The sequence below is a fragment of the Methylobacterium sp. 4-46 genome (assembly GCF_000019365.1).
Classification (GTDB): domain Bacteria; phylum Pseudomonadota; class Alphaproteobacteria; order Rhizobiales; family Beijerinckiaceae; genus Methylobacterium.
The window spans coordinates 5,980,529-5,997,719 of record NC_010511.1 but is presented as its reverse complement, the minus strand read 5'-3'; the positions used below and the strand labels follow the sequence as shown (position 1 = coordinate 5,997,719).

The 17,191-nt window shown below is 73.5% G+C and carries 20 protein-coding genes; 13 read left to right on the top strand and 7 right to left on the bottom strand.

What is annotated here, in order from left to right:
- Nucleotides 1-121 precede the first annotated feature (121 nt).
- From M446_RS26405 to M446_RS26365, 9 genes are all read left to right on the top strand, one after another.
- Nucleotides 122-358, top strand: coding sequence for a hypothetical protein (locus M446_RS26405; RefSeq protein ID WP_012335167.1), 237 nt, complete (start codon nt 122-124; stop codon nt 356-358).
- A 5-nt stretch (nt 359-363) separates the two neighbouring features.
- Nucleotides 364-612 (top strand): hypothetical protein, encoded by a 249-nt coding sequence (locus tag M446_RS26400; protein WP_012335166.1) that lies wholly within the window; start codon nt 364-366, stop codon nt 610-612.
- 171 nt (nt 613-783) lie between these two features.
- A complete protein-coding gene (gene groES, locus M446_RS26395) occupies nt 784-1,098 on the top strand; it encodes a co-chaperone GroES (RefSeq protein WP_012335165.1) in 315 nt (104 codons plus the stop codon).
- A 43-nt stretch (nt 1,099-1,141) separates the two neighbouring features.
- Nucleotides 1,142-2,797: a chaperonin GroEL gene (gene groL / locus M446_RS26390; RefSeq protein WP_012335164.1), complete on the top strand. Its 1,656-nt coding sequence runs from the start codon at nt 1,142-1,144 to the stop codon at nt 2,795-2,797.
- Between the two features lie 363 nt (nt 2,798-3,160).
- Entirely contained in the window at nt 3,161-3,898 is a 738-nt protein-coding gene (locus M446_RS26385) for a LuxR family transcriptional regulator (protein ID WP_012335163.1), read from the top strand.
- A 79-nt stretch (nt 3,899-3,977) separates the two neighbouring features.
- Nucleotides 3,978-4,583 (top strand): acyl-homoserine-lactone synthase, encoded by a 606-nt coding sequence (locus tag M446_RS26380; protein ID WP_012335162.1) that lies wholly within the window; start codon nt 3,978-3,980, stop codon nt 4,581-4,583.
- A 39-nt stretch (nt 4,584-4,622) separates the two neighbouring features.
- Nucleotides 4,623-4,859, top strand: coding sequence for a hypothetical protein (locus M446_RS26375; protein WP_012335161.1), 237 nt, complete (start codon nt 4,623-4,625; stop codon nt 4,857-4,859).
- A gap of 191 nt (nt 4,860-5,050) precedes the next feature.
- Nucleotides 5,051-6,220: a multidrug effflux MFS transporter gene (locus M446_RS26370; RefSeq protein WP_012335160.1), complete on the top strand. Its 1,170-nt coding sequence runs from the start codon at nt 5,051-5,053 to the stop codon at nt 6,218-6,220.
- 308 nt (nt 6,221-6,528) lie between these two features.
- Entirely contained in the window at nt 6,529-8,538 is a 2,010-nt protein-coding gene (locus M446_RS26365) for a putative bifunctional diguanylate cyclase/phosphodiesterase (protein WP_012335159.1), read from the top strand.
- A gap of 137 nt (nt 8,539-8,675) precedes the next feature.
- Here the strand turns inward: M446_RS26365 and M446_RS35860 are convergent, their stop codons facing one another.
- Nucleotides 8,676-8,846 carry a DUF2256 domain-containing protein gene (locus M446_RS35860; RefSeq protein WP_198293016.1) on the bottom strand — a complete coding sequence of 57 codons (171 nt, stop codon included), beginning with the start codon at nt 8,844-8,846 and terminating at the stop codon, nt 8,676-8,678.
- A gap of 3 nt (nt 8,847-8,849) precedes the next feature.
- Complete coding sequence (locus M446_RS26360; RefSeq protein WP_012335157.1) at nt 8,850-9,716, bottom strand: methionyl-tRNA formyltransferase; 867 nt, start codon at nt 9,714-9,716, stop codon at nt 8,850-8,852.
- A 143-nt stretch (nt 9,717-9,859) separates the two neighbouring features.
- Between M446_RS26360 and M446_RS26355 the strand changes: the two genes are divergently transcribed.
- A complete protein-coding gene (locus M446_RS26355) occupies nt 9,860-10,606 on the top strand; it encodes an SDR family NAD(P)-dependent oxidoreductase (RefSeq protein ID WP_012335156.1) in 747 nt (248 codons plus the stop codon).
- A gap of 6 nt (nt 10,607-10,612) precedes the next feature.
- Nucleotides 10,613-12,214 carry a cryptochrome/photolyase family protein gene (locus M446_RS26350; RefSeq protein WP_012335155.1) on the top strand — a complete coding sequence of 534 codons (1,602 nt, stop codon included), beginning with the start codon at nt 10,613-10,615 and terminating at the stop codon, nt 12,212-12,214.
- Here M446_RS26350 and bcsS read toward each other — a convergent pair.
- Nucleotides 12,137-12,883, bottom strand: coding sequence for a cellulose biosynthesis protein BcsS (gene bcsS, locus M446_RS26345; protein ID WP_012335154.1), 747 nt, complete (start codon nt 12,881-12,883; stop codon nt 12,137-12,139). The genes M446_RS26350 and bcsS overlap by 78 nt on opposite strands.
- A gap of 317 nt (nt 12,884-13,200) precedes the next feature.
- Between bcsS and M446_RS26340 the strand changes: the two genes are divergently transcribed.
- Both M446_RS26340 and M446_RS26335 read left to right on the top strand, forming a co-directional pair.
- A complete protein-coding gene (locus tag M446_RS26340) occupies nt 13,201-13,470 on the top strand; it encodes an usg protein (RefSeq protein WP_012335153.1) in 270 nt (89 codons plus the stop codon).
- 254 nt (nt 13,471-13,724) lie between these two features.
- Entirely contained in the window at nt 13,725-14,336 is a 612-nt protein-coding gene (locus tag M446_RS26335) for an exopolysaccharide biosynthesis protein (protein WP_018261282.1), read from the top strand.
- A gap of 134 nt (nt 14,337-14,470) precedes the next feature.
- Here M446_RS26335 and M446_RS26330 read toward each other — a convergent pair whose 3' ends face one another.
- From M446_RS26330 to M446_RS26315, 4 genes are read right to left on the bottom strand one after another with little or no spacing between them, the layout of a single operon-like run.
- On the bottom strand, nt 14,471-15,076 hold the full coding sequence (locus tag M446_RS26330; RefSeq protein WP_012335151.1) for an NTP transferase domain-containing protein: 606 nt from the start codon (nt 15,074-15,076) through the stop codon (nt 14,471-14,473).
- Entirely contained in the window at nt 15,073-16,101 is a 1,029-nt protein-coding gene (locus tag M446_RS26325; protein ID WP_012335150.1) for a molybdopterin-binding protein, read from the bottom strand. The genes M446_RS26330 and M446_RS26325 overlap by 4 nt, the downstream gene beginning before the upstream one ends.
- A gap of 9 nt (nt 16,102-16,110) precedes the next feature.
- Nucleotides 16,111-16,797, bottom strand: a complete 687-nt coding sequence (locus tag M446_RS26320; protein ID WP_012335149.1) for an XdhC family protein — start codon at nt 16,795-16,797, stop codon at nt 16,111-16,113.
- 36 nt (nt 16,798-16,833) lie between these two features.
- On the bottom strand, nt 16,834-17,157 hold the full coding sequence (locus M446_RS26315) for an XdhC family protein (protein ID WP_012335148.1): 324 nt from the start codon (nt 17,155-17,157) through the stop codon (nt 16,834-16,836).
- Between the last annotated feature and the right edge of the window lie 34 nt (nt 17,158-17,191).

The window sequence follows — 17,191 nt, the reverse complement described above, 5'->3', positions numbered from 1 at the left end:
GCCGGCGCGACGCAATATTTCGCCCCGAACCGCCGCGTCCGACGCAAAATCCCGGACATGGCCGCCCCCTATACGCAGCTCAGCTTGAAATCAGGGACGGAACGGGGCGGGGGCGGTCATGATGGGCGTGGCGAGACTGATCCTGTTGGGCGCGATGCTGGCGGCCGGCATCGTCGTGATGGCGAACGGGCACGGGCCGCGCCCGGCCGCCCTCAGCCATGCGGCGCCGGCCCCGGCGGCGCCGGACGCCTGCGCGGGCGCCGCCTGGCCCTACCGTCCGGCGGCCTGCACCGGGACCGCGCCGCGGCCCGCCGTGCGGGTGATCGGCGCCGCGCCCCTGCGCCTCGCCGAGCGCTGACGCCGATGCCCCATTTCAGCGCCGACCTCCTGGAGGGCGACCCGGACGGCGCCGCCCTCCTGCGCGAGATCCTCGGCGCCGGCGCCCGGGACCGCTGCAGCGCCTGCGCGCCCACGCCCCTCTTCGCCGCCCCGCCGCCCCCGCCGCCGAACGGGCGCGCCCCGCGCGCGCCCCGCCCGGAGGGCCGCGCCCCGCGCCCGCGGGCCCGCCGCCAGCTGCGCGAGCGGCGCGCCGGGCTCGCGCCCCCGGCCTGACCCACCCCCGCGCCGGGCGGCCCTGCCTGGCACTCCCGAACAGGGAGTGCCAAAATTTTTTCGGCGCCCCCTTGAACGGCGGTGTCCGCGCTCCCAGCTTGGCGGCGGCCGGGCGGCTCAGGCGAGAGCCCGGCCCTGTACGACATGGTTGAGAAGCGCTGGAGACACTCGATGACGTTCCAACCGCTCCATGATCGCGTGGTGGTCCGCCGCATCGACGCGGAGGAGAAGACCAAGGGCGGCATCATCATCCCGGACACCGCCAAGGAGAAGCCCCAGGAGGGCGAGGTCGTCGCCGTCGGGCCGGGCGCCCGCGACGAGGCCGGCAAGCTCGTCCCCCTCGACGTGAAGGCGGGCGACCGGGTGCTGTTCGGCAAGTGGTCGGGCACCGAGGTCCGCATCGACGGGCAGGACCTCTTAATCATGAAGGAATCCGACATCCTCGGCATCCTGGTGGCGACCGAGGCCGTCAAGAAGGCCGCCTGAGCGGGGCCTTCGATCCACGTCATGTCTCCCGAGGAGTGACATTATGGCAGCCAAAGACGTTCGTTTCTCCGCCGATGCCCGCGAGAAGATGCTGCGCGGCGTCGACATCCTGGCCAACGCCGTCAAGGTGACGCTCGGCCCGAAGGGCCGCAACGTGGTGATCGAGAAGAGCTTCGGGGCTCCGCGGATCACCAAGGACGGCGTGACGGTCGCCAAGGAGATCGAGCTCGCCGACAAGTTCGAGAACATGGGCGCCCAGATGGTGCGCGAAGTGGCCTCGAAGACCAACGACCTCGCGGGTGACGGCACCACCACGGCGACCGTGCTGGCCCAGGCCATCGTCAAGGAAGGCGCCAAGTACGTCGCCGCCGGCATGAACCCGATGGACCTCAAGCGCGGCATCGACCTCGCCGTCGCCGCCGTCGTCGAGGACCTGAAGCAGAACTCCCGCAAGATCACCCGCAACGACGAGATCGCCCAGATCGGCACCATCTCGGCCAACGGCGACGCGGAGATCGGCCGCATGCTCGCCGAGGCGATGCAGAAGGTCGGCAACGAGGGCGTGATCACGGTCGAGGAGGCCAAGACGGCCGAGACCGAGCTCGACGTCGTCGAGGGCATGCAGTTCGACCGCGGCTACCTCTCCCCGTACTTCATCACGAACGCGGAGAAGATGATCGCCGAGCTCGAGGATCCCTACATCCTGATCCACGAGAAGAAGCTGTCGTCGCTGCAGGCGATGCTGCCGGTGCTCGAGGCGGTGGTGCAGACCGGCAAGCCGCTGCTGATCGTGGCCGAGGACATCGAGGGCGAGGCGCTGGCCACGCTGGTGGTCAACAAGCTGCGCGGCGGTCTGAAGGTGGCGGCCGTGAAGGCGCCGGGCTTCGGCGACCGGCGCAAGGCGATGCTGGAGGACATCGCGATCCTGACCGCCGGTCAGATGATCGCGGAGGATCTCGGCATCAAGCTGGAGAACGTGACGCTTCCGATGCTCGGGCGGGCCAAGCGGGTGCGGATCGAGAAGGAGAACACCACGATCATCGATGGGGCCGGGGAGAAGGCGGACATCGAGGCGCGGGTGGCGCAGATCAAGGCGCAGATCGAGGAGACGACCTCGGACTACGACCGGGAGAAGCTGCAGGAGCGCCTGGCGAAGCTGGCCGGGGGCGTGGCGGTGATCCGGGTCGGCGGCGCGACCGAGGTCGAGGTCAAGGAGAAGAAGGACCGCGTCGACGACGCCATGCACGCGACCCGCGCGGCCGTGGAGGAGGGCATCGTCCCGGGCGGCGGCGCCGCCCTCCTGCGCGCCAAGGCCGCGGCCCAGGGCGTGAAGAGCGACAACCCCGACGTCCAGGCCGGCATCAACATCGTGGTGCGGGCCCTTGAGGCCCCGATCCGCCAGATCGCCGAGAATGCCGGCGTCGAGGGCTCGATCGTGGTCGGCAAGGTCGCCGAGAACGGCTCGGCCACCTTCGGCTTCGACGCGCAGAACGAGACCTACGTCGACCTGATCCAGGCCGGCATCGTCGACCCCGTCAAGGTCGTGCGCACCGCCCTGCAGGACGCTGCCTCGGTGGCCGGCCTGCTGGTGACGACCGAGGCGATGGTCGCCGACGCGCCCAAGAAGGAGGCCCCGCCGGCCATGCCGGGCGGCGGCGGCATGGGCGGCATGGGCGGCATGGGCGGCATGGATTTCTGAGCCGTCCCACCACCGACTCGGAGCGAAGGGCCGCCGCGAGGCGGCCCTTCTGCGTTCCGGCCCGCCGGCGGTTGACAACCATCATTAACCATGGTTCGGACCGCTGCAGCTTATGGTGGTTTTCCTGGACAAGAAAATCTTTCTCTTCGGTTTCCGTGCCCTCCATGTCCCCAGGCGTCCAAGTTCTCGGGGCTTTTCGCAGTGCCCGGGTTGAGGCAGGATCGGGCAGCTCTGGGCGTTCTGCTCGGCGTTTGTCACGGAATTTGCATCGAAATCTTGCGGCAGGCGGGGGATGGCGGGGGATGGCGGCGGCCCGCGCCCCGGCTCCGGCCTGCCCGCGCGGCCCGGCGCCGGAAGGGGACGATGATGTCCAAGCGATCGCTCGATCTCGCTCGCGAGGTTCTCCAGGCCATCCACCGCACGGCGACGCCCGAGAATGTCCGCGACCAGCTCCTCAGGACCCTGGCGGGGGTGGGCGTCGAGCACGTGCTGCTCGCCACCCTGCGGATCTGCGACGCGGTGCCCTGCGATCGCCGCCCGACCGTGTTCGCCGGCACCTACCCGGACGAGTGGGCGCGGCGCTACTATGCCCGGGACTACATACTCCACGACCCGGTGGTGCGCGGCGTCGGCGAGCGCGGCAGCGGCTTCGCGTGGTCCGATCCGGGCCTCTGCGCCCCCGACGACCGCGCCGCCCGCCGCGTCCTCGACGAGGCGGGCGAGTTCGGCCTGCGCGAGGGCTTCACCCTGCCGCTCCTGACCCTGGAGGGCGACACGGCGGGCGTCAGCTTCGTCGGCGAGAAGCTCGACCTCAGCCCCGCCGTGCGCGGCATGCTCACCCTCGTGGGGACCTACGCGCTCGGTCAGGTGCTGCTGCTCGCCAAGGGCGAGACGGGCCCCCTCGCCGAGCCGCTCTCCCCGCGCGAGCGCGAGAGCCTGCAATGGGCCGCGGACGGCAAGTCCGACCAGGAGATCGCCGACGCCATGGGCATCTCCGCGCACGGCGCGATCCGCCACCTGCGCGCCGTGCGCCGCAAGCTCGGCACCACGAGCCGCGCCCATGCGGTTGCATTGGGATTGCGACTCGGTATCATCAGTTGAATTCCCAAAGTACAAGTTCTTGGACTATGGCGGCCCGCTGCCATGCGTAGAAGGGACTCCGCACCACCGGAGCCTCCCGATGATTCACGTTGTCGATGCCACCAACATCCACCTCTACGCGGCCGAGATGGAGCAGGCCTACCGGCTCCGCCACGACATCTTCGTCAAGGACAAAGGCTGGAGCGATCTGAGGAGGCCGGATCAACGGGAGGTTGATCAGTTCGATGACGAGCACGCGGTTCATCTTCTTGCCATTCAGGGGGATGATCTTGTCGGATACTCTCGCCTCCTGCCGACCACGCGGCCCTATCTGCTCTCCTCCGTCCTGCCCGAGCTGTGCGACGGGCCCGCGCCGTCGGCGCCGCACATCTGGGAATGGGGCCGGATCTGCGTCTCGGACCGGGCTCGCATCTCCGGCCGGCGCCTGAACCCGGTCGCGCTCGCGCTGACCACCGGGATCGTCGAGTGGGGCCTGCCGCGGGGCGTCTCCCGCTTCATCTCGCAGAACCCGACCTCCTGGCTCCTGCGCCTGATCCAGCTCCACTTCCGCGCCTTCCCGCTCGGCCTGCCGCGGGTGATCGAGGGCGAGGAGATCATCGCCGTCGAGGCGGGCTTCGACGAGCGCACCCTGCGCCAGCTCTGGGCCGTGCGCGGCGCCGACCGGCCGGTCCTGGCCGCCGCCTGACCCCCTCGCCCCAGTCCAGCCCCTGCCAGGAATCCCCCGATGCACCGCGATTCACCCTCCGCGCGCCCGCTCCTGCCCGAGGGCGCGCGCCGCTCCGACGACGTGCAGGCCGAACTCGCGATCCTGCGCGCCGCCGCCGCGGCGATCGACCTGCAGTTCCTCCCCGACCCGGCGGTGGCCGGCCGGCCGGCCGTCCAGGCGCTGATCCGCGCCGCCTGGGAGGTGTTTCGCGAGTCCGGCCGGGACGATGCCAGCGGCGAGCCCAAGCTCAACTGATGGAGGACGGGGCGGAACCCTGCCATGCCGATCCGGCATGGGAGTCCCGGCGCGGCTCGACTTAAGCTCGCGGTCCGCGGGGCGAGGCCGCGGGCGCGGCGCGACGCCGCGCGCGGGGCCCTCCCCGCGGAGGGAGGCGCCAGCGCGCCGGCGCGGGTCTCTCGCGTCCAGCCAGGGGATGCGACGAGACCGTGACGAAGGACGCGCCCGCCCGGGCCTCGCTGCCGCTGCTCGTCGCCGTGACGATGACCGGGACCGTGGCGCTGCACATCTTCGTGCCGGTGCTCCCGGCCGCGGCGGCGGATCTCGGCACCTCGCCGGTCGTGGCGCAGCTGACGATCACCCTCTACCTCGTCGGCCTCGCCTGCGGACAACTCGTCTACGGCCCCCTCTCCGACCGCTACGGCCGCCGCCCGGTGCTGATCGCCGGGATGGCGCTCTACCTCGCGGGGCTGCTCCTGGCGATCCCGGCGCGCAGCATCGGCGTCCTGGTGGCGGCGCGGGTGCTGCAATCGCTCGGGGCCTGCGGCGCCCTCGTGCTCGGCCGCGCCATGGTGCGCGACGTCTCGACCGCGGAGGACGCCACGCGCAAGCTCGCGCTCCTCACCATGGCGATGACCCTGACGCCCGCCCTCGCGCCGGCGATCGGCGGCGTCGTGGGCGGGGCGCTCGGCTGGCGGGCGGTGTTCGTGCTCCTCGCCGCCCTGGTCGCCGTCCTCGGCGCCCTCGTGCTGCGCGGCCTGCCGGAGACGAACCGGCACCCGGTCGCCCTGCCGGGCCTCTCGGCCGTCGCCGCCTCCTACCTGCGCCTCCTCGGGGCGCCGGTCTACCGCGCCTACGTGGTGGCGGGCGCCTGCGCGGGGACGAGCCTCTACGCCTTCCTGGCGGTGGCGCCCTTCCTGCTCGGCGAGCGGCTGGGCCGGACGCCGCAGCAGGTCGGGTTCGACTGCCTGCTCGTCGTCGCCGGCATGGTGGCGGGGGCGTGGATCGCCGGCCGCCTCGCCGGGCGGATGCCGATCCGGCGCGCCGCGCGCCTCGGCAACGGCCTGTGCTTCGCCGGGGCGCTGGCGCTGCTCGCCGTCGATCGCGGCGGCGCGCTCGGCGTGGCGACCCTGATCCTGCCCCTCGTCCTCTACGCGGTCGGGATCGGGCTCCTCGGCCCGAACGCCGTGGCGGGGCTGATGAATGTCGACCCGCACGCCGCCGGGGCCGCGTCGAGCCTCTACGGCTTCCTGCAGATGACCCTCGGGGCCGCGTTCACGGTCTCGGTCGCGGCGTGGCACGACGGCACCGCGACGCCGGTCGCCGTGACCCTGCTCGCGGCGGCCAGCCTGGCGGCCCTGGCCCTCCGGCGGGGCTGAGGCGGGCCGGCCCCGATCCCGGTCGTGCAGCCGTCGCCCGCCGCCGCGGCTTTTGCTTGGGCCGTCCTGACTTCGCCCCAGTGCCGAGCCGGAGGATTATGCAAGCCTTAGGAATTGATCGGCAAAGCTCGACGACGAGCATCTTCGGTTTCTAGGCTGCACTCGCGGCACCGGGGCGTGAATCGCGATCCGGGTGCTTCGACGTTGGGGAATGGCGCATGCCCGATCTGAGGTCCGCGGAACCCGGGGACGCATCGGCGCCGCACGACGTCCCCGGTCATCCGACCGGCCCGCGGGGGCCGGGCCCGATGCGGTCCCTTCTGGCCGCGGCATGGTCGGCCCTCGCGCGGGGCGCCGGCGACGCCCTGCGGGCGCGCGGGCTCGGCGCCGAGGCGGCCGACCCGCTCCGGGACCGCATCCGCGTCGCGCAATTCGCCGAGATCAAGAAGCAGATCCCCGCGCTCTACGCCTGCCTGACGGCGAACGCCGTCGCCGTCGCCTTCACGCATGCGCGGCTGGCGCCGCCCTGGCTGACGGTCGGGGTGCTCGCCCTCCTGGTCCCGATCTGCATCGGCCGCGGCATCCACTGGTACCGGCTCGACGCCGGGCGGGTCGACGCGGCCGAGGCGGCGGCCCGCATGCGCCGGACGGTCGTTCTCACCGCCTTCCTGTCCCTCGCCTTCGTGGTCTGGGCCGTCATGCTCGACGGCTACGGCGGCCCCTTCGAGCGCGGCCACGTCGCGCTCTTCGTGGCCATCACGGTCATCGCCTGCATCTTCTGCCTGATGCACCTGCCGGCATGCGCCCTCCTCGTCACCGCGATCGTCACCGCGGTCTTCCTGGCGCACTACCTCACGACCGGCAACGCGGTCTTCGGCGCCATCTCGCTCAACCTCGCTTTCGTGGTGATGGTGATGGTGCGCGTGCTGCGCGCCAACTACGACTCGTTCCTGAAGCTGATCCATTCCCAGGCCGCCCTGATCCGCAAGCAGGAGGAGATGCGGCTCCTGGCCGAGGAGAATTTCCGCCTCGCCCACACCGACAGCCTCACGGGGCTGCCGAACCGGCGCTACTTCTTCGCGGCCCTCGACGGCCTGCGCGACGGGCCGGACCGGGCGGAGCTGGCCCTGGCGATCTTCGACCTCGACCACTTCAAGTCCATCAACGACAGCTACGGGCATTCGGCCGGCGACCGCGTCCTCGCCGAGACCGGCCGCCGCCTGGGGAGCCTCGCGGGGAAGGCCGTCAGGGTGGCCCGTCTCGGCGGCGACGAGTTCGGCGCCCTGATCGACGCGCGGGCCCTCGGCCGCGACGTCGCCGCCTTCTGCCGGGAGGTCTCGGACCTGCTGAGGCAGCCGTTCCGCGCCGGCGACATCCTCCTGTCCCCCGGCTGCTCCTGCGGCGTCGCCTTCGCCAGCGCCGCCGACCGCGACGGCGCCGCCCTGTTCGACCACGCCGACCACGCCCTCTACCAGTCCAAGCAGCATCGCCGCGGCGCCGTGACGGTCTACTCGAAGGAGCAGGACGACCTGATCCAGGCCGAGCGCGCCGTCGAGGCGGCGCTGCAGGCGGCGGGACTGGAGGCCGAGCTGGAGCTGCACTACCAGCCGGTCTACGACCTGGCCTCCGGGTCGGTTCGGACGGTGGAGGCGCTGGCGCGCTGGCGGAGCCCGCTCCTCGGCGCGGTCCCGCCGAGCCGGTTCATCCCGGTCGCGGAGCGCTGCGGCCTGATTCACCGGCTGACGCTCCTGCTCCTGGAGAAGGCGCTCGGCGAGATCGACCACCTGCCGCAAGCGGTCGGCCTGTCCTTCAACCTGTCCTCGCACGATCTCAGCTCGCCCGAGGCGACCGACGCGATCGTCGCGCTCATCCTGCGCAGCGGCGTCGCGCCGAGCCGCCTGACCTTCGAGCTGACCGAGACGGCGCTGATGGCCGACCTGGAGGCGGCGGGCCGCTCGGTCGGCAAGCTCCGTGCCCTGGGCAGCCGGATCGCCCTCGACGATTTCGGCACCGGCCATTCGAGCCTCGGCTACGTGCACCGGCTGGGGCTCGACCGGATCAAGATCGACCGCAGCTTCGTGGCGAGCGTCGACACGCCCACCGGCGAGGCGATCGTGAAGACGATCCTGCACCTCTGCACGTATCTCGGCCTGGAATGCGTCGCCGAGGGCGTGGAGACGGAAGAGCAGCTCGACCGCCTGCGGGGCTTCGGCTGCCGCCTGGTCCAGGGCTACCTGCTCGGCAAGCCGGCGCCCCTGCGCGAGCTCTGCCCGACGCCCGGCCCCGGCGGGATCCTGCCGCGGTCGCGCGCCGCCTGATACGGGATCCGCTTGATCAAAGCGGGTCCCGGATCACGAGCCCGCGCGGCGCCTGAGCGCGGCGCCTGAGCGACGCCGACATCCGCATGGCCGAAATCGGAGATGGCGAAGCCATCAACCGGATGGCGGATGACGGCTCAGGACCGGCTCCGCCCCGCCCCGCCCCGCTTCGCCTCCCGGCGGCAGCGATCCGAGCAGTAGCGCACCTCCTCCCAGACCCGCTCCCACTTGCGCCGCCACGCGAAGGGCCGGCCGCATTGGGCGCAGATCTTCTCGGGCAGGTCGCCCTTGCGGCGCATCGGCGGCACGGCTCAGCGGCCGGTCTGGCCGGCCTCCGCCAGCGGCAGCGTGCTCCAGCGGGTGATCTGCACGAAGCCGTCCCGGGCGGCCACCAGCACGTGGCGGCGGTGGCGGTGCACGATCGCGCCCGGCGCGTAGCGGTGCGGCTCGACCCAGCCGTCGGCCGCCGCCACGAAGACCCGGGCGTCGTTGAGCCGCGCCACGGTCTCGATCGTCCCGAAGGCCCGCACCTTGCGCAGCACCGCGGCGACGGGCTGGCGGAAATCGAGGGTGCGGTCCGCATCCGTCACCCGCGGCCAGTAGGAGCCGTCGCCCTGCGGCTCCGGGGCCCGCCAGCGGGCGGGCAGGTCGCGGGCGATCGGTCCGGCGGCCAGCCGCATCGCGGCGATCTGGCAGCGGGCGAGCAGCGTCTCGTGGGTCTCGCCGGGCGAGAGCGGGAAGAGCTCCTGGGCGAGGATGTCGCCGGTGTCGAACCCCTCCTCGGCGAGGACGTGGGCGGTGACGCCCCAGGTCTCGTAGGAATCGAGGATCGCCTTGAACAGCGGGTAGGGGCCGCGGCCGGTCGGCAGCGGCGAGGGGTGGAAGTTGAGCGCGTAGCGCACCCGGCCCGGCCAGCCGGTGATCAGCCAGGGATAGCCCGCGACGACGAGCGCCCAGTCGCGGCCGTGCTCCTGGGTCAGCGCGTCGAGATCCGCCGGCCGCACCCGCGAGAGCTGGATCGGCACCCGGTGGCGGCGCGCCAGCGTCACCACGCTGTCGTTGAAGTCGTAGATGCCGTCGCAGGGCCGGGTGAAGAGCTTGATCGGCTGCCAGCCGGCCCCCGCCAGGGCCTCGAAGACGCCGCCGAGAAAGTCGATCCCCGCGAAGGCGAACTTCATGCCCCTGGCTCCCCCGGATCGCCGCCGGCCCCTGCGGCAGTTCAGCTCGGCTGACCCGAGCCCGTCCCGCCATACCTAGCGCCGGACGCGGGCCAAGGGGAGCCGCAAGGCGAGCGGCGAGGCGCGCGGCAAAGGGGGGCGGCATGACGGGCGGGGCGGCACGGGTTCTGATCTTCGGCGGCACGGGCGGGATCGGCCTCGCCGCGGCCCGGGCGCTGCGGGCGCGCGGCCGGCCCCTCCACCTCGTCGCCCGCGACGCGGGCCGGCTCGCGGCGGCCGCCGCCGAACTCGGCGACACGACCGTGACGGCGGGCGACGTCACCGACCCGGCCACCGCCGCGCGCGCCGCCGCGCAGGCCGGGGACGCGCTCGGCGGCCTCGTCTACGCGGTCGGCAGCATCACCCTGCGGCCGGTCGCGCGGCTGCGGGCGGAGGAGATCGAGGCCGATTTCCGCCTCAACGCGCTCGGCGCCTTCCTGGCCGTGCAGGCCGCCGCGCCCGCGCTGCGGGAGGGGGCCGGGACGGGCACGAGCGGGGTCGTGCTGTTCTCCACGGTCGCGGTCGCCCAGGGCTTTTCCGCCCATGCCAGCGTGGCGATGGCCAAGGGCGCCGTCGAGGGACTCGCCCGCGCGCTCGCGGCCGAACTTGCCCCGAGCGTGCGCGTGAACGTCGTCGCCCCCTCCCTCACCCGCACGCCGCTCGCCGCGCCGCTCACCGCCAACGAGACGGTGGCGAACGGCATCGCCGGCATGCACGCGCTCCAGCGCCTCGGCCGGCCCGAGGATGCGGGCGGCCTCGCGGCCTTCCTGGTCGGCGAGGAGGCCGGCTGGATCACCGGCCAGGTGATCGGCGTCGATGGCGGGCGCTCGCGCGTCCGCACCAGGGGCTGAGGCGCCGTGCGGACGCTGCGCTTCGTGCTGGGCGACCAGCTCCACCCGCGCCTCGCCGGCCTGACCGACCTTGACCCGGCCCGCGACGTGGTGCTGATGGCCGAAGTCGCCGAGGAGGCGACCTATGTCCGTCACCACAAGCAGAAGATCGCGCTCGTCCTCTCGGCCATGCGCCACTTCGCGGCGGAGCTGAGGGCGCGCGGCGTCGCGGTCGACTACGTGGCGCTGGAGGATGCGGGCAATACCGGCTCCTTCGGTGGGGAACTCGCCCGCGCGGTCGCCCGCCACCGGCCCGACCGGGTGGTGGTGACCGAGCCCGGCGAGTGGCGGGTGCTCGCGATGATGCGGGATTGGTCGGAGACGCTCGGCGTTCCGGTCGAGATCCGCGCCGACATCCGCTTCCTCTGCCCGCGCGAGGCCTTCGCGCGCTGGGCGGAGGGGCGCGCGAGCCTGCGCATGGAGACCTTCTACCGGGCGATGCGCCGCCGGACCGGCTTCCTGATGCGGGACGGCGCCCCGGTCGGCGGGCGCTGGAACTTCGACCAGGAGAACCGCCGCAAGCTTCCGGCCGATCACCGCCTCCCCGCGCGCCTGCGCTTCCCGCCCGACGCGGTCACCCGGGAGGTGATCGCCCTCGTGGCCCGGCGCTTCCCCGGGCATTTCGGCGATCTCGACGGGTTCGGCTGGCCGGTGACGCGGGAGCAGGCCCTGGCGGCCCTGCGCCACTTCCTGGACGAGTGCCTGCCCGCCTTCGGCGACTACCAGGACGCGATGCGGGCGGGCGCCCCCTTCCTCTACCACGCGCTGCTCGCGCCCGCCCTCAATCTCGGCCTCCTCGACGCCGAGGAGGTCTGCCGGGCGGCGGAGCGCGCCCACGCGGAGGGGCGCGCGCCCCTCAACGCGGTCGAGGGCTTCATCCGCCAGATCCTCGGCTGGCGGGAATACGTGCGCGGCCTCTACTGGGCGAGGATGCCGGATTACGCGGCCACCAACGCCCTCGGGGCGGCGCGCGACCTGCCCTGGTTCTACTGGTCGGGCGAGACGGCGATGCGCTGCCTCGCCGACAGCGTCGCGGCGACGCGGGCCCACGCCCACGCCCACCACATCCAGCGCCTGATGGTGCTCGGCAACTTCGCCCTCCTCGCCGGGATCCGGCCCGCCGCGCTGGAGGAGTGGTTCCTGGTCGTCTACGCGGATGCCTACGAGTGGGTGGAACTCCCGAACGTCCACGGCATGGCGCTGTGGGCGGACGGGGGCCTGCTCGCCTCCAAGCCCTACGCGGCCTCCGGCGCCTACATCGACCGCATGTCGGATTACTGCCGCGCCTGCGCGTACGACGTGCGGCTGAAGAGCGGGACGCGGGCCTGCCCCTTCAACTACCTCTACTGGGCCTTCCTGATCACCCACGCGGAGCGGCTCTCGGGCAACCCGCGCCTCGCCATGCCCTACCGCACCCTCGCGCGGATGCCCGCCTCCCGCCGCCGGGAGATCCTGGCCGATGCCGCGCGCTTCCTCGCGGGGCTCGACGGGTCAGAGGGGCAGCCACAGGCAGGTCGCCAGGAAGAGGCCGGGACGCCGGACCTTTTCCTCGTAGAGCCATCCGGCTGAGACCCGCCCGTTGGCCTCGCCGAGGGCGAAGTCGGTGAGGTGGAGGCCGAGCGACCACTTCCGGTAGCCGGTCGCGTCGGCGTAGAGGGCGGCCTCCGGGCCCAGATAGGCCGGGCCCGCCCGCCATCCCCAGGAGACCCGGCCCCAGCCATCCCGGCGGGCGCTGCCGGTGATCGCCGTGACGGTGAGGAGGGTCTCGGGCGTCGGCCGGGCCCAGACCTCGGCGTGGAGGCGCAGGCCGAAGCGCAGGGCGCGCCGCGGCGCGCCGCCGGTGCCCAGCGTCTCGAAGGACATCTCGGGACCGACGAGGACCGCGACGACGCCCCATTCCCGCAGCCACTGCCAGCCCCCCAGGGCGTTGGCGAGGACGGTGTGGCGGAACACCCGCGGCGGGCGCCGCCCGTCCGGGGCCGGGCGCCCGTACCAGTCGCGCTCGCTCCGCAGGCCGGTGCCGAACCCGCCGAGCAGGACGAATCCGTCGCTGACGAGGCCGCCCGGCGCGGCCTTGACGCCCGCGTTGACGAAGGTGGAGCGGCCCGCATCGAGGCCGCCGAACAGCACCGCCCGGACCTCGTCCCGGCCCTCGGCCGCGGCCGCCTGCGCCCAGAGCAGCGCGCCGCAGGCCGCCGCGAGATCGCCCCATCCGCGAAGCTGATTCGGGCCGCGCAAGGGACGATCCGGTGCGGTGCGGTGCAAACCGATGGAAAAGTCTTTTCCATCGTCTTTCGAGTCAACTCTCTTCCGTTAGGAAAATCGCAAGATGTCGGAACGAATCGGGATCGCCGCGCCTTCCTCTGAGGAAGTCCGGCACGCGGCAGGGCCGGCGCGGGGCTGCTAGCAATCCCTCGCGGATGCTGCCAAAGCCTTGTTTTTGCACGCGAAAGCCGATTTTTGGTCTTGAGCTTAACGGTGCCTTCACCCCATCATCGGACCGTTAGCCGGCAAGTTGCGCGGCCGCGATCGGTTCGGCCGAGGAAGGAGGTCCGATGGTTTCCAGGGAGTTCCTGCGTCAACTCGAGGGCTATGGTCTGACCACCGCGCAGATCCTGTACCGCATGCCCGACCATCCCGGGGTGCTGCAGACCTACGTCTGGCAGGATTACGATCTCGCCCCGAAATTCCCGGTCCTGCACGATTTCCTGGCGTTCTGGGAGCGCGAGCTGGAAGGCCCGCTCCATTCGGTGCGTGTGTCCCATTCGCAACTCATCAAGCCGGCCGAGTTCCGGACGGTGAACGGCGTGCTCACGCTGCACTGAACCGGGGGGCCTGCCTCAGGAAAGCCCGGTTGCTCGGCTGAAGACGGCCCGGTTGCCCTCTCGCGGGGGCGCGAGGATGGCTGCGGATGACGAGCACGCGCGCGCGGTTGGCGGCGGCGCCCCGGGAGCCGGTCGGGCTCCTGGACCGGGACGACGAATGCGACGCATCGCCCGCACGACGGGCGGTCGGGTTGGCCGAGGGGAAAGAACAGGTTAGAGCGGGCGCCGCGACCGAGGCAGCGGACGGCACCCCCTTGACCAAACCGACGCGAACCTCCGACGTCCTGACGGTGCTGGCCGCGCAGGAGGCCGACCGTCTCACGGTCGGGGACATCGTGGCGGTGCTGCGCGACCGGGCCTTCGCCCTGCTGGTGGTGCTGCTCGGCCTGCCGAACTGCCTGCCGATGCCGCCGCCGATCCCGCTGATCTGCGGGCTGCTGCTGGCGCTGGTGGCGGCCCAGATCGCGGCCGGGATGTCGGCGCCCTGGCTGCCGCGCGCCCTGCTCGGCCGCTCGATTGCCCGCTCCGACCTGCAGCGGGCGGTGGCCCGGGCGGTGCCGCTGCTGCGGCGCCTGGAGCGCTGGTCGCGCCCGCGCATGCGCGTCTTCGAGAACGAGGTCGGCATGCGGGCGATGGGCCTGCTGCTGCTCACCCTCGCGCTGGTCCTGATCGTCGCCGCGCCGATCGTCGGGCAGATCCCGCTCGGGCTCGCCGTGTCCCTGGTCGGGCTCGGCCTCGTCGAGCGCGACGGGATCGTGGTGATGGCCGGGCTCGGGGTCGGGGCGCTCGGCGTGCTGCTGAATCTCGGCTTCGTCTACGCGGTGTTCAGCGCCGTCGTGGGCCTGTTCAGCCTCGGGATCGCCTGATCCGACATCCGACGGGTCGCGTCGCCATCTCCCATTTCGGCCATGCGGATGTCGGCGTCGCCCAAGCGCCGCGCGGGCGTGTGATCCGGGATCCGCTTTTCGGACGTGATCGTTCGGACAGCGGATGATTCATCTCAGAGCGGATCGTTCGGGGATCGCGCGAGGCCGGCGAGGGCCTCGGGCGTGTCGACGTCGAGGAGGATTCCGGCCTCCTCGACCGGCCATTCCCGCACGTCCCTCCGCCCGGCGAGGAGCGGCCCCGCGCCCCGGTCCCCGGCGAGCGCCGCGAGCTCCGCCGCGAGCCGGCGGCGGTTGAGGAGCACCGGGTTGCCGCGCCGCCCGGCGCAGACCGGCACCACGGCCGCGTCGGTCCCCGCGAAGGCCGCCGCGAGGCCGGCCAGCAGCGCCGGGGGCACGCGCGGCATGTCCCCGAGCAGGATGATCGCGCCCTCCGCCGCCTCCGGCAGGGCCGCGAGCCCGGCCCGCAGGGAGGTCGACAGCCCCTGCGCGTAGGCGGGATTGCGCACGAGGACGAGGTCGAGGCCGGCGAGCGCCGCGCGCACCGCCTCCTCGGCGTGGCCGAACACCGCGACGACCGGCCCGATCCCGGCGCGCAGGGCCGCCTCGGCGGCGTGGCGCACCAGGGGCACCCCGTCGAGCGGCGCCAGCAGCTTGGGCGCCGGGCCGAAGCGGGTGCCGCGGCCGGCCGCGAGCAGCACGAGGCCGACCGGCGGGCTCACGCCCCGTCCTCCGCCTCCGCCGGGGCGCCGCCCTCCCGCGGCTGCGGCCGGGAGACGATCTCCATCAGCAGCCCCCCGACCCCCATGCCGACGAGGTCCGCGCGCCCGACCGGGATGCCGGCGAGCAGCCGGTGCAGCACCCAGTCGAAGCCGTTCTCCTTCGGCGAGCGGGCGCAGCCCGGCGCCCCGATCACCGGGACCTCCCCGAGGCGCCCGAGCAGCAGGAGGTTGCCGGGATCGACCGGCATGCCGAGATGCTCGACCCGCCCGCCCGCCGCCGACAACCCGGCCGGGATCACGTCCCGCCGGTCCGCGATGGCCGAGGCGCCGAACACCACGACGAGGTCGGCCGGCGCCGCCACCGCCTCGCGCAGGGCGGCCGCGACGGATTCGGCCCGGTGCGGCACCCGCGTCTCGGCGGCGAGTGCGGCGCCGGCCGGCGCGAGGCGCTCCCCCAGGACCCGCAGCGTCTTGTCGACGACGCTGGGCTTGAGGCCCGGCAGCAGGGTGGAGACCACCGCGACCCGCCGCAGGCGATAGGGCGCCACCGCGACGGCCGGGCGGGGGACGGCCTCGCGCGCCCGGCGCAGGACGTCGCCCGGGATCGCGTAGGGGATGATCTTGACCGTGCCCACCATCTCGCCGGCGACGACGGGCTTGAACGGGGCGAGGGTCGCCAGGGTGACGGCCTCGTCGACCCCGTTGACGGCCGCGATCGCGCCGCCGTCGAGCACGAGCACGCCCGCCGCGGCGGCGTGGAGGTTGGCGCGGCCGGTGAAAGGAGGGGCGAGCTCGATCCCCTCCCCGGCCACGGACGCGGCGATCGTCCGGGCGGCCTCGTCCTCGCCGACGTCGCCCGGCTCCGGCGCCGCGACGACGACCTCGGCGATGCCGGCCTCGGCGAGGCGGCGGACCTCCTCGGCGCCGATCCGGCTGCCCTTGCGCAGCACCGCGCCGCCCGCCCGCACCGCGTGGGCCGAGATCAGCCCGACGGAATCCGCGACCGGGACGGGACCGAACCTCATCGGCTCACCTCACGGGCCGGCGCGGCGCAGGGCCGCGACGATCTCGGCGAGGATCGAGACGGCGATCTCGGCCGGGCTCACCGCGCCGATGGCGAGGCCGATCGGGGCGCGCAGCCGCCCGATCCGCTCCTCGGACAGGCCCGCCTCGCGCAGCCGCTCGACCCGCCGGGCGTGGGTCTTGCGCGAGCCGAGCGCCCCCACGTAGAAGCACTCCGCCGCGAGCGCCGCGACCAGCGCGGGATCGTCGATCTTCGGGTCGTGGGTCAGCGCCGCGACGGCCGTGTAGGCGTCGAGGGGCGGCAGCCCCGCCAGGGCCTCGTCCGGCCACAGCGCCACGAGGGGCACGTCCGGGAAGCGCTCGGGCGTCGCGAAGGCGGTGCGCGGGTCGATGATCGTGACGTCGAGCTCGACGAGGCGGGCCATCGGCGCCAGCGCCTGGCTGATATGGACCGCGCCGACGATCACCAGCCGCGGCGGCGGCACCTGCACGGTCAGGAAGACGGGCCCGCCCTCCGCCTCGGCGAGGCCGCTCCGGCCCGTCCGGAAGCGGGGCAGGAGCTCGGCCGCGAGCGGGTCGGCGGCGGCCTCGGCCTCGCGCACGAGGCGCTGCGCGGAGCCGTCGAGGGCGGTCACCAGGATCGCGGCGCGGCGCGCGGCGCGCTCGGCGTTGAGGGCCTTCAGGAGATCAAGCTGCATGGCGTTCCCCGCGCCGGACCCTCGCCGGGCTCCCCCTCACGCGACCCGCTCCACCAGCACCCGGATCCGCCCGCCGCAGGACAGCCCGACCCGCCACGCGGTCTCGTCGGCGACGCCGAATTCCAGCACGCGCGGGCGCCCCTCCTCGATCACCTCCAGCGCCTCGGTGATCACCGCGCCCTCGACGCAGCCCCCCGAGACGGAGCCGAGGAAATTGCCCTCCTGGTCGATCGCCAGGTGGCTGCCGACCGGGCGGGGCGCCGAGCCCCAGGTCTCGATCACGGTGGCGAGCGCCACGCCGCGCCCGGCCTCGCGCCAGGCCTGCGCGGCCGAGAGGATGTCGGTGTCGGTGGAGAGCATCGGGGATCTCCGGCGCCCCGCCGCGGGCGCGCTG

Bases quoted from the DNA above. Each gene is read 5' to 3' on its own strand.
- M446_RS26385 (WP_012335163.1), top strand. From the start codon at position 3,161: ATGATGTCCAAGCGATCGCTCGATCTCGCTCGCGAGGTTCTCCAGGCC.
- M446_RS26325 (WP_012335150.1), bottom strand. From the start codon at position 16,101: ATGAGGTTCGGTCCCGTCCCGGTCGCGGATTCCGTCGGGCTGATCTCG.
- M446_RS26405 (WP_012335167.1), top strand. From the start codon at position 122: ATGGGCGTGGCGAGACTGATCCTGTTGGGCGCGATGCTGGCGGCCGGC.
- M446_RS26360 (WP_012335157.1), bottom strand. From the start codon at position 9,716: ATGAAGTTCGCCTTCGCGGGGATCGACTTTCTCGGCGGCGTCTTCGAG.
- M446_RS26380 (WP_012335162.1), top strand. From the start codon at position 3,978: ATGATTCACGTTGTCGATGCCACCAACATCCACCTCTACGCGGCCGAG.
- M446_RS26315 (WP_012335148.1), bottom strand. From the start codon at position 17,157: ATGCTCTCCACCGACACCGACATCCTCTCGGCCGCGCAGGCCTGGCGC.
- M446_RS26340 (WP_012335153.1), top strand. From the start codon at position 13,201: ATGGTTTCCAGGGAGTTCCTGCGTCAACTCGAGGGCTATGGTCTGACC.
- groES (WP_012335165.1), top strand. From the start codon at position 784: ATGACGTTCCAACCGCTCCATGATCGCGTGGTGGTCCGCCGCATCGAC.
- M446_RS26320 (WP_012335149.1), bottom strand. From the start codon at position 16,797: ATGCAGCTTGATCTCCTGAAGGCCCTCAACGCCGAGCGCGCCGCGCGC.
- M446_RS26355 (WP_012335156.1), top strand. From the start codon at position 9,860: ATGACGGGCGGGGCGGCACGGGTTCTGATCTTCGGCGGCACGGGCGGG.
- M446_RS26400 (WP_012335166.1), top strand. From the start codon at position 364: ATGCCCCATTTCAGCGCCGACCTCCTGGAGGGCGACCCGGACGGCGCC.
- M446_RS26375 (WP_012335161.1), top strand. From the start codon at position 4,623: ATGCACCGCGATTCACCCTCCGCGCGCCCGCTCCTGCCCGAGGGCGCG.
- groL (WP_012335164.1), top strand. From the start codon at position 1,142: ATGGCAGCCAAAGACGTTCGTTTCTCCGCCGATGCCCGCGAGAAGATG.
- M446_RS26365 (WP_012335159.1), top strand. From the start codon at position 6,529: ATGCGGTCCCTTCTGGCCGCGGCATGGTCGGCCCTCGCGCGGGGCGCC.